Annotated in this window: 11 protein-coding genes; 5 read left to right on the top strand and 6 right to left on the bottom strand. The window is 69.2% G+C overall.

The genetic code is table 11. The annotated features are described in order from the left end of the window. Positions 1–240 precede the first annotated feature (240 nt). The 3 genes from arfB (at position 241) to AC6LJ2_RS18690 (ending at position 2,197) form a co-directional block, all read left to right on the top strand. Positions 241–657 carry an alternative ribosome rescue aminoacyl-tRNA hydrolase ArfB gene (arfB, locus tag AC6LJ2_RS18700; RefSeq protein ID WP_263913213.1) on the top strand — a complete coding sequence of 139 codons (417 nt, stop codon included), beginning with the start codon at positions 241–243 and terminating at the stop codon, positions 655–657. Positions 658–751: 94 nt separating this feature from the next. Continuing rightward, entirely contained in the window at positions 752–1,093 is a 342-nt protein-coding gene (locus AC6LJ2_RS18695) for an ArsR/SmtB family transcription factor (RefSeq protein ID WP_263913214.1), read from the top strand. Positions 1,094–1,141: 48 nt separating this feature from the next. Continuing rightward, complete coding sequence (locus tag AC6LJ2_RS18690; RefSeq protein ID WP_263913215.1) at positions 1,142–2,197, top strand: alkene reductase; 1,056 nt, start codon at positions 1,142–1,144, stop codon at positions 2,195–2,197. A 140-nt stretch (positions 2,198–2,337) separates the two neighbouring features. On the opposite strand, the gene AC6LJ2_RS18685 is transcribed toward AC6LJ2_RS18690, so the two are convergent. Further along, positions 2,338–3,189, bottom strand: coding sequence for a CPBP family intramembrane glutamic endopeptidase (locus tag AC6LJ2_RS18685; RefSeq protein ID WP_498151924.1), 852 nt, complete (start codon positions 3,187–3,189; stop codon positions 2,338–2,340). A gap of 227 nt (positions 3,190–3,416) precedes the next feature. Here AC6LJ2_RS18685 and AC6LJ2_RS18680 point away from each other — a divergent pair, with 227 nt between their 5' ends. Beyond that, on the top strand, positions 3,417–3,791 hold the full coding sequence (locus AC6LJ2_RS18680; RefSeq protein WP_263913217.1) for an MAPEG family protein: 375 nt from the start codon (positions 3,417–3,419) through the stop codon (positions 3,789–3,791). Between the two features lie 4 nt (positions 3,792–3,795). Beyond that, positions 3,796–4,791, top strand: coding sequence for a glycerophosphodiester phosphodiesterase family protein (locus AC6LJ2_RS18675; RefSeq protein WP_263913218.1), 996 nt, complete (start codon positions 3,796–3,798; stop codon positions 4,789–4,791). Positions 4,792–4,851: 60 nt separating this feature from the next. On the opposite strand, the gene AC6LJ2_RS18670 is transcribed toward AC6LJ2_RS18675, so the two are convergent. From AC6LJ2_RS18670 to AC6LJ2_RS18650, 5 genes are all read right to left on the bottom strand, one after another. Then, positions 4,852–5,286, bottom strand: a complete 435-nt coding sequence (locus AC6LJ2_RS18670; protein WP_263913219.1) for a peptidase associated/transthyretin-like domain-containing protein — start codon at positions 5,284–5,286, stop codon at positions 4,852–4,854. 119 nt (positions 5,287–5,405) lie between these two features. Next, positions 5,406–6,200, bottom strand: a complete 795-nt coding sequence (locus tag AC6LJ2_RS18665) for an NRDE family protein (RefSeq protein ID WP_498151923.1) — start codon at positions 6,198–6,200, stop codon at positions 5,406–5,408. 3 nt (positions 6,201–6,203) lie between these two features. Beyond that, positions 6,204–8,186, bottom strand: coding sequence for an FUSC family protein (locus tag AC6LJ2_RS18660; RefSeq protein WP_263913221.1), 1,983 nt, complete (start codon positions 8,184–8,186; stop codon positions 6,204–6,206). Between the two features lie 29 nt (positions 8,187–8,215). Continuing rightward, positions 8,216–8,698, bottom strand: a complete 483-nt coding sequence (locus tag AC6LJ2_RS18655) for a YbaK/prolyl-tRNA synthetase associated domain-containing protein (protein ID WP_263913222.1) — start codon at positions 8,696–8,698, stop codon at positions 8,216–8,218. A gap of 251 nt (positions 8,699–8,949) precedes the next feature. Then, the gene (locus tag AC6LJ2_RS18650; RefSeq protein ID WP_498151922.1) at positions 8,950–9,669 is read right to left on the bottom strand and encodes a response regulator transcription factor; all 720 of its coding nucleotides are present in this window, start codon (positions 9,667–9,669) and stop codon (positions 8,950–8,952) included. Between the last annotated feature and the right edge of the window lie 58 nt (positions 9,670–9,727).

The following is a 9,727-nucleotide window of genomic DNA, read 5'->3' as shown; positions in this document are numbered from 1 at the left end:
AAAAAGGGCGTACAGAAGGGGCACAAAGGGGTTGGGGGGGCGGGGGGTGGTGAAAAGGAGGGGGGGGGTGGGGGGGGTTGGGTTGGGGGGGGTGACGGGGGGGGGGGGGGGGGGGGGGGGGGGGGTTTTGGCCCGCCCTTGGGGGGGGGTTTGTGGTTGGGGGGGAAGGGGGGCTGGATTGTGTTGGGCCCCGCAGTTCCTGGGGGGGCTTCGGGGCGGGAGCACTTATACTCTCGCGCTATGTTTCATGTTCAAGATTCTCTCTATATTGATGAGCGCGAGCTCGAGTTCTCGATGATCCGGGCGCAGGGCGCGGGGGGGCAGAACGTCAATAAGGTTTCCAGTGCCGTGCATCTGCGGTTTGATGTGCGGGCGTCGTCGTTGCCGGACGAGATCAAGGATGCCTTGTGTGGGCTGAACGATCATCGGATTTCGAAGGATGGCGTGATCGTCATCAAGTCGCAGTCGTTTCGCAGCCAGGAAAAGAATCGGGCCGAGGCGATCGAGCGGCTGGTGACTCTGGTGCGGGCGGCGGCGAAGGTCGAGAAGCCGCGGCGGGCGACGAAGCCGACGCGGGCGTCGCAGCGGCGGCGGGTGCAGCGCAAGGTGCTGCATGGCGAGGTGAAGCGGTTGCGGGGGCGGGTGCAGGGCGAGTAGGCGGTTTTGGGGGGGATAGCCCCTTGGCTCGTAGGGGCATGACTATATATCGAGATGTCTCGATATAAGATTCGATAAATTGCGATATTGGAATATGACGACCCTTTCTTCTCCCGCTACGGCGGCCGCTCCGGTGATCGATGCCGACGCCATTCTCAAGGCGTTGGCCAATCCGGTGCGTCGCGAGATTCTGGCGTGGTTGAAGACGCCGGAGGCGCACTTCGAGGAACGGCCGGGGCATACCTTTGAAAACGGGGTGTGCGCGGGCCATATCGATGGGCGCTGCGGGCTGTCGCAGTCGACGGTGTCTTCACACCTCGCGGTGCTGCAGCGCGCGGGGCTGATTACGCCGACGAAGGTGGGGCAGTGGGTGTTCTTTCGTCGCAATGAAGCCGTGATTGCCGCATTTTTGCAGCAATTGAACCAAGATATGTAGCCTGCCGCCGCTACCCAGCGCCCGACCGCCGGGCAAGGATTTGTTTGTATGAGCCAGTTGTTTGAACCCCTGCGCGTGGGCGATCTGACCCTGCCGAACCGTATCATCATGGCCCCGTTGACCCGCCAGCGGGCCAGCGAAGGCCGGGTGCCGAATGAATTGATGGCCGAGTATTACGTGCAGCGCGCCGACGCCGGGCTGATCCTGACCGAGGCGACCTCGGTGACGCCGCAGGGCGTGGGCTATGCGGATACGCCGGGGCTGTGGTCGCAAGACCAGGTGAAGGGCTGGCGCAAGGTGACGGACGCGGTGCATGCCGCCGGCGGCCGTATTTTTGCGCAGCTGTGGCACGTGGGCCGGATTTCCGATCCGGTGTTCCTGAACGGCGAACTGCCGGTGGCGCCCAGCGCGATTGCGGCGCAAGGCCACGTGAGCCTGGTGCGTCCGAAGCGCGGCTATGTGGTGCCGCGCGCGCTGGAAACGGATGAAATCCCGGGCGTGGTCGAGGCGTATCGCCGCGGCGCGCTGCTGGCCAAGGACGCCGGTTTCGATGGCGTGGAAGTGCACGGGGCAAACGGTTATCTGCTGGACCAGTTCCTGCAGGACAGCACCAATCAGCGCACGGATGGCTACGGCGGTTCGCTGGAAGGCCGCGCCCGCCTGATGCTGGAAGTGATCGATGCGTGTGTGAGCGTGTGGGGCGCGGGCCGGGTCGGCCTGCACCTGTCGCCGCGCGGCGATTCGCACACGATGGGCGATTCGGATCCGCTGACGACGTTCAGCTACGTGGCGCGTGCGGCGCGCCGCCGTGGCCTGGCGTTCCTGTGTGTGCGCGAGCACGAGGGGACGGACAGCATCGGCCCGCAATTGCGCGAGGCGTTTGGCGGGGTGTACATCGGCAACGAAGGCTACACGCGCGAATCGGCGGAAGCTGCCATTGAAGCAGGCCGCGTGGATGCGGTGGCGTTTGGCGTGCAGTACATCGCCAACCCGGACCTGGTGCGCCGCTTCGCGCTGAAGGCGCCGCTGAATGCACCGGATTCGTCGACGTTCTATTCGTCGGGCGCGGCCGGTTATACGGACTATCCGGCCCTGGCGGCCTGAACGGCCGGTCGGACGCTGCCTGGGTAGCCAGGCCGTCCGGCCCGCTCGGCCGAGTCCTCATACGGGCTTGGGTTCTGGTTTGCGGCATGGCCGCAAGCGGGAACCCAAGCCCGTTTTTCAATTCAGCGTCACGCGTATTCTCAATGCAGAATCGCGCGCATCGGGTAGGTGAACAGCCCGTAGTGCGCGGCGTTCAGGCCCAGGTGGGCCAGCACGGCGGCTGCCAGGCCGCCATGACGATAGGCCACGCCGTAGCCAACGCCGGCAATGCCTGCCAGCAGCATCCACTGCCAGCCGCCCGCGTAGTGCGCCAGGCCGAACAGCAGCGCGGCGACCCCTGGCGCGGCCGTGGCGCCCCAGCGCTGGCCGCGCCAGCACTGCGCCAGGCGCTGCTGCACGTAGCCGCGGAACAAGGCTTCTTCGGCCAGGGTCACGAGCAAGGCATTGTTGATCAGCCAGAGCCAGCCGGATTCGGGCCATTTCGGCGCCCATCCCACCACGCCCAACGCCAGGGCCAGCCCCAGGCAGACCACGATGGCGGCGGCGCAGGCGGCCAGGGCGGCGCCCAGGGTGGTGCGCGCGGTGGTTCCCGCCATGACGGGCGCGGCGGCCAGGATGACCCAGAACGCGACCAGCGGTTTGTCCAGGTTCAGGTACATGCCGAAGGGTACGGCGTCGGGCGTCAGCGCGGCGCGCGGGATGACCAGCGGGTTGTGAAAGCCCGGCAGCCAATGCAGGAACAGCAGCACGGCCACCGCCAGGAACAGCGTATGGCCGGCGGCGCGCAGGGCGGGCGGCGAGGCAGGGCGGACCAGCATGGCGGCCAGGACCAGCAGCGCGGGCCAGGCCAGCGCCAGCGGCTCGATGCCGCCTTGGGTCCAGGCCCAGGCGTAGGCGGCAGCCAGCGGCAGCAGCGACCAGCGGCGGGTGGCCGGCAGCCACAACAGGGCGGCGGCCAGGAACAAGAGCGAACCGGGGGACACGAGCGGCATGAATCTTCCTGCGATGCATCAATGGGCGGCGGTCTGCGTGCGGCCCCGCGGGCGGGTGGCGCCACCCGAAAAAACGCGGCGATCCGCCAAGGCGCGCAGCCGCCGCCACGACAAGGTCGCCAGTGTAAGCGCCCCGGGCTTTTCATTTCCGCGCTTTCAGGCGACCATGCCGCAGCGGCGGCACGGGCTTGCCGCGCGTCGCGGGCCTGCCCGCACAAGGAGCAACAATGAAACTGATCGCCTGGTTGATGTTGGCGGCGGCAATCCTGCCCTTCGTGTCGACGATCGTGGCCAAGGCCGGCGGCAACAAGTTCGACAACAACGATCCGCGCGCCTGGCTGGCCCGCCAGGAAGGCTGGCGGGCGCGCGCCAACGCGGCGCAGATCAATACCTTTGAAGCGCTGCCGTTCTTTTTCGGCGCGGTGCTGTTTGCGCTGTACACCCAGGCGCCGCCCGCGCACGTGGCCACGCTGATGGCGTGCTGGCTGGGGGTGCGGCTGGGCTATCTGGCAATGTACCTGGCGGGCTGGGGCGCGCTGCGTTCGCTGGTGTGGACGATCAGCATGGGGTTCACGATCGCCATCCTGTTCTCGGGCGTGTAGCACTATGCGCAAACGGCGCATCGCGGCCGGCGTCGCCGTCGTGGCGGGCGTGCTGGTATACGTGGCCAATGCCGACCGGACGGTGCCCGAGCCGGGGGCGCAGCCGACGCTGCTGGCGCACCGCGGCATCGCGCAGCGGTACGACACCACCGGCATGCAGCCCGACACCTGCACGGCTACCCGGATCGTGCCGCCCGTCCATGGCTACCTCGAAAACACCATCGCGTCGATGCGCGTCAGCTTCGAGGCGGGCGCCGACATCGTCGAGATCGACGTGCACCCGACCACCGACGGCCAGTTCGCGGTGTTCCATGACTGGACGCTGGATTGCCGCAGCGACGGCCACGGCGTGACGCGCGAACATTCCATGGCCCAGCTCAAGGCGCTGGACATCGGCTACGGCTACACGGCGGACGGGGGCAAGACGTTTCCGTTGCGTGGCCGCGGCGTGGGGCTGATGCCGTCGCTGGACGACGTGCTGGCCGCCTTTCCGCGCCAGCGTTTCCTGATCAATGTCAAAAGCCGCGACCCGGCCGAGGGCGAGGCCCTGGCCCGCGTGCTCAATGCCATGACGCCCGAACGGCGGCGCGACTTCATGGCTTATGGCGGCGATGAGCCGATGGCGCGCCTGCGCCAGTTGTCGCCGGATGTGCCGACCTTGACCCGCTCGGGTTTGAAATCCTGCCTGCTGCGCTACGCCGCCCTGGGTTGGTCGGGCCATGTGCCAGAAGCTTGCCGCGGCATGCCGGTGATGGTGCCGATCAATGTCGCGCCCTGGCTGTGGGGCTGGCCCGGCCGCTTCCAGGCGCGGCTGCGCGACGTCGGCAGCACCCCGTTCCTGATCGGGCCGTATGAGGGCGAAGGCTTTTCAACCGGCATCGACACGCCGGACGACATGCGCCGCGTGCCCACGGGCTATACGGGCGGTATCTGGACCAACGAAATCGAAGCGGCCGCCCATGCCTTCAAGGGCCGCAGCCCCACGGCGTCGTTTCCTTGACGGCCACGAGGCGCTGCGCGAGGCAGCGCCGGGATGTCATGCCAGGTGGCTTCGTGGACCTTACTTCCACTCGAACACGGCGCGCGCCGTGCCGCTGTTCTGCACTGTCACGTCGCGGTCTTGCGTCTTGCCGTTGAAGGTGGCGGACACCTTGTAGCTGCCGGCGGGCAGTTTGACCAGCATGTAGGGGCCTTCGGATTCGGCCTTCAACACCTGCTTGCCGTGGGCGTCCTGGATGTGGACGGCGACGTTGGCCACGTAGTCGGCCTTGCCGTCGCGCTGGGCGGCAAAGGTCAGCGCCAGCGGGTAGTCTTTGGCCGCGGCCTTGAGGGCTTCGGATTCGTCCAGGCCGATGCCGCCGCTGACGTACTGCACGCTGCCTTGCTGCTTCACGGCAGGCAGGGCGGCCTGGGCGGTGGTCAGGATGCCGGCAACGGCCAGGCTGCCCAGCGCCATGACGGCGGCCACGGTGCAGCGTTCGATGCGTTTGTTCATGGAATGCTCCTTACGGAAATGATCACGCGCAAAAAAAAGCGTGATGGGAAATTCGACCGCCCGTCGCGCGGCGAGTTCGCTTTCGGCGCGACGGGATGCCTACCGATTGTTTCCGCGGCCTATTTCAGGATATCGCTTGCGGCAGCGTCGCGCCAGGCAAAGGCCAGGGCGCTTTCGCCATTGACCGATCCATCGGGGGCGAAGCGCCTTTCGGTCAATTCGGCCGCGCCGTCGTCGCGCAGTGCCAGCACGGTGGAACTGCGGGTGCCATAGTTGGGGCTGATGATGAACGGACTGCTCAATAGTCTTTCCCGATCCCGCGGCAGGCCGGTGGCGGGCAGGTCGGCATCGTCGGCGGGCTGGCGGTCGGCCAGGGCGGTGAACAGCGCCGGCAGGTCGGGCTGGGGATCGTTTTCCAGCACGCGCTCAAAGGCCGCCCGAGTGCGTGCCAGTTTGGGCCAGGGGGTGTCCAGCAAATGGTTGGACAGCGCATAGACGCCGGGCGCCAGCGCGCGCGGCGCGCCGTCGCGGTTGCTGGTGTACCAGGCGCCGCGCGCGTCGCCCACGATCAGGTTGAAGCCGTTGTAGGCCTGGCCGGCGGCATGGACGGCGGCCACGTAGTCCGCGGGGGATTCTGTGCCGCGCAGGAAGCCTTCGACCAGCGCGCCGCGCGACGGGGCGTCGGCAATCTGCCGGCCCGGTTCGCGAAAGTTGGTGACCAGCGCATAGCGCCCGCCCGTGGTCGCGCCCATCCAGGTGCCGCCGGCCAGGCCGTCGCGGCCGCCGTAGACGCTGGGCGCATCTGGCCATTGCGCCGCGGGCAGCGTGGGCCGGGCGTGGAATTCGTCGCGGTTGGCGGCGATCAGGACGGGGATGCCCGGCACGGCGTGCAGGGCCAGGACGGCGAGACACATGGTTCAGACCTGGTGAGCGTTTGGTTGTGGGGGCGCGGCTTTGCCCGGCGTGGCCGCGAATTCCGGGCCGGCCAGCGTCGCGCGCAGGGATTCGATGGCGGCGGCCGCCTCGCGCAGCGCGGGCACGGGCGCGTCGATCGGGTCGACCGCCACGGGCGCACCCTGTGCCACGGCCTCGGCCATGGCGTGCAGGGCGCCGGCCAGTTGCGCCAGTTCGGCGGGCGTGGGCGGCGGCGCGTCGGCGGGCAGGGACCAGGCGGTGTCCGAGACGGCGTTGGCGACGCGTTCCAGCGCCACTTCCACCGGCCACCAGGCCAGCGCGCGGCGGCTGACCAGCCGGGGTTCGGACAGGCCGCGCTGCAGCGCGATGCGCAGGTCCGACAGCCGTGCATAGGCTTGCGCGCGCAGGTCGTGGCGGGTGGCGCCGTCGGCCTGGAACACGGCGTTGAGATAGGCGGCGAGCGTGTCGATGGCGGTGGCGACGGCCTGGTCCAGGTTGTGGCGTTCCAGCCGCATCCAGGGCAGGTAGCCCACGGCCAGCACGATGCCCGCGGCCACGGCCACATCCACCAGCCGGGCCAGGGCGATGGGCCAGCTGCCCGGTTGCAGCGCGCCGATCAGCAACATCAGGATGGGCAGCAGGATGGCCGAGAACAGGCCGTAGTTGCGGCGGATGGACCAGGGCAGCAGCGCCGCCAGCGCCGCCACGGTGACCAGGCTGGCGATGCCGCTGCGGTCCAGCGCCAGCACGGTGGCGCTGATGGCCACGCCCACGACGCTGCCGGCGCAGCTTTGCAGCGCGCGGGCAAAGACCGAACCGAAGTTGGGCTTGAACACCACCACGACGATCAGCGGCACCCAGTAGGAACGCGGCAGCGCGAAGGCGTGGGCGACGACTTCGGCGGCAATCAGGCACAAGCCCAGTCGCACCAGGTAGCGCACCGTGGTGGGACCGGGCCGGTAGGTGCGCGCCAGCACGCGCCACGGGGTCCGCGGCCGGGCGGGCGGCAAGGCGGGAAAGGCGTCGGGCTGGGCCGGGCCGCTGCCGTCCAGCAGCGGCTGCACACGGGCCAGCGCGTCGGCCAGGGCATCGAGCCCCGCGCCGCGCAACGTGGCGATGTCGTCGGCGGGCGCGGGCGGGGCGTCGTTTTCCACGCGGTCGGCCAGGCGGTTCATGACGCGGGCGCCTTCGTGCGGCAGCACCCGGCCGGCGCGGGCCAGCGCCAGCGCGGTGTCGGACAGCGGCGTGCAGGCCTGCAGTTGCGCGGCCAGCCGGGCCAGCCGGGGCGAGGGGCCGGCGGCGCGACCGCGGGCGGCCAGCACGGTGTCGTAGGCGGTGGTCAGCGCGGCTTCCATGTCGCGCCGCGCGGCCATGATGCGCGAGGTGCCGATGGCGGCGAACATGGCCGCCAGCTTGCGGTAGGCGGTGGCGACGGCGGCGCGTTCCGGGGCAATGGGGTTGACGACCCAGCCCAGCAGCGTGAGCGCCAGGCCGAACAGGCCTCCGGCCCCCACCAGCACTGACGGCAGCCAGGGCGGCAGGGTCGAGGTGAGGCTGGTGCCGACGATGACGTAGGTGGCAAATTGCAGCGTGGCGACGGCGGCGATGTTGTTGAAGGTGCCGACGAGGCTGGCGATGAGCACCAGCACGGTCATGCCGGCGGCGCTCCAGAGTCCGTGGCCGGCCAGCAGGTTGCCCAGCAGGTAGCCGAGCGCGCCGCCGAAGACGGTGGACCCGATGGACAGGGCGCGATTGCGATAGGGGCCGCCGTTGTCGCCGGTGATGGCGGGCAGGGCGCCCAGGGCGACCAGCGCGGCGGCCGCGCTCTGGTCCAGCACCAGGCCGACGGCGGTGGGCAGGCCGATGGCCAGCGCGGCGCGCAGCGCCACCCAGCGGCTGACCGGCGACGGCTCCATGTGCGCCAGGCTCATGAGCCAGCGCATGTTGGAAGCGCGTGCGCGCGTCGGGTGGGTCGGGCGGGACAAGGCGGCCTCGGGGCGCGGGTTCGTGGGGGCTAGCCTTTGATGAGCGGGGCTTCTTGCGGCGCGGCGAGCCGGAAGTAGTCGTCGGTGCGCATCAGGATGGAGGCATCCAGCCGCCCGGCGTTGAACACGATTTCATCGTGGCGTTGGCGCAGCGTGGGGTCCACCATCAGGTGCAGGTCGGGGTTGAAGCTGAAGGGCGGGATGGCGCCGATTTCGCAGCCGGTGAGTTCGCGGGCGAGGTCCTGGGACGCCAGGGACGCTTTCTTGCCGCCGGCGGCGCGGGCGATGGCTTCCAGGTCGGCCTGCTGGTCGGCGGGGAAGACGGCGAGGACGTTCTTGCGCTGGTTGGACGAGATCTTGACGCGGCAGACCAGGGCCTTGGCGCCTTGGCTGACGGCGGTGCCGCGGACGGCGGCGACTTCGACGGAGCGCCCGGCGGCCGGGTGGGAGATCAGGCGGAAGGTGGCTTGGTGATGGGTCAGCAGTGCTTGCAGGCGGGTGTAGACGTCCATGTTTGATGTCTGTTTGGCGGTGTTTGGGGGGCTAGGGGAATGATACGCCGGGTGGGGGGGGCTTCGTAGGTCGCCCTGGGGGCTGGGCCTTGTTGTGGCGAGCGCCCACGATTGCGGTCCGGAGCCTTCGCTCCGGACTTCCCCTGCATCATCCTCGTACGCCTGCGGATTCCCTTGGGGGCGCATCGAGGTTGCTCGCCACAACAAGGCCCAGCCTCCAGGGCTACGGGTGGCGAGGTTTGGGGGGCGGGTTAGATGTCGCCTGTGAAGGCGTAGCCCCAGCCCCAGACTGTTCTTATTGGGAGTTCCATGTTGGTTTCCTGGGCTTTTCTTCTCAGGCGGCTGACGACGACGTCGGTGCGGCGTATGGACTCGCGGCCGGCTTGGGGGTCGCCGGGGGGGAGGTCGCCGCGGGGCAGGCGTTTGTCGGGGCTGGTGGTGAGTTTGAGGAGGAAGTCGCGTTCGGCCTGGGTCAGGGCCAGGCGGGTGCCGCGGGGGCTGACGAGGGTCCAGGCGGCGTCCTGGAAGTGCCATTTGCCGTTGCCGTCGACGGGGGCGGCGGGGGCGGGGCGCGGGTCGGGGTCGTGGGGGCGGCGGCCGGAGATGGGGACGCGGCGGACCAGGGCTTGCAGGGCGGCTGCGATTTCGGCGGTGGCGACGTCGGGTTGGAAGCAGGCGTCGGCGCCGCAGTGCAGGCCCAGGATGCGGTTTTCGGGGGAATCGAAGGTGGAGACGGCGACGATGCCGGCGGTGGTGTCCATGGCGCGCAGACCTGCGACGGCCATGCAAAGGTCGGTGAGTTCGGCTTCCATGACCAGCAGCGGGGTGCGGCGGGCCTGGAACAGGCGGAACAGGCCGTTGGAATCTTCGCAGCAGCGGGGCGAGAAGCCCATGCCGGCCAGGGCGTCGCTACGGCGGGTACGTTGGCGGGGGTCGGGCGAGAAGACGATGAGGTCTAGTAGGTCATTCATGAATCGTTGTCGAGATCTGTGCAGCTTCAGCGCATGCATGATGCATCGGATACAACGG

This window comes from Achromobacter sp. 1014246743, from assembly GCF_059760725.1.
The sequence above is the reverse complement of the archived record's forward strand: the minus strand, read 5'-3'. Positions and strand labels throughout refer to the sequence as shown.

What these genes read in the sequence shown, in the direction of transcription:
- AC6LJ2_RS18670 (WP_263913219.1), bottom strand. Translation starts at nt 5,286, where the DNA reads ATGAACAAACGCATCGAACGCTGCACCGTGGCCGCCGTCATGGCGCTG.
- AC6LJ2_RS18650 (WP_498151922.1), bottom strand. Translation starts at nt 9,669, where the DNA reads ATGAATGACCTACTAGACCTCATCGTCTTCTCGCCCGACCCCCGCCAA.
- AC6LJ2_RS18655 (WP_263913222.1), bottom strand. Translation starts at nt 8,698, where the DNA reads ATGGACGTCTACACCCGCCTGCAAGCACTGCTGACCCATCACCAAGCC.
- AC6LJ2_RS18685 (WP_498151924.1), bottom strand. Translation starts at nt 3,189, where the DNA reads ATGCCGCTCGTGTCCCCCGGTTCGCTCTTGTTCCTGGCCGCCGCCCTG.
- AC6LJ2_RS18690 (WP_263913215.1), top strand. Translation starts at nt 1,142, where the DNA reads ATGAGCCAGTTGTTTGAACCCCTGCGCGTGGGCGATCTGACCCTGCCG.
- arfB (WP_263913213.1), top strand. Translation starts at nt 241, where the DNA reads ATGTTTCATGTTCAAGATTCTCTCTATATTGATGAGCGCGAGCTCGAG.
- AC6LJ2_RS18665 (WP_498151923.1), bottom strand. Translation starts at nt 6,200, where the DNA reads ATGTGTCTCGCCGTCCTGGCCCTGCACGCCGTGCCGGGCATCCCCGTC.
- AC6LJ2_RS18695 (WP_263913214.1), top strand. Translation starts at nt 752, where the DNA reads ATGACGACCCTTTCTTCTCCCGCTACGGCGGCCGCTCCGGTGATCGAT.
- AC6LJ2_RS18675 (WP_263913218.1), top strand. Translation starts at nt 3,796, where the DNA reads ATGCGCAAACGGCGCATCGCGGCCGGCGTCGCCGTCGTGGCGGGCGTG.
- AC6LJ2_RS18680 (WP_263913217.1), top strand. Translation starts at nt 3,417, where the DNA reads ATGAAACTGATCGCCTGGTTGATGTTGGCGGCGGCAATCCTGCCCTTC.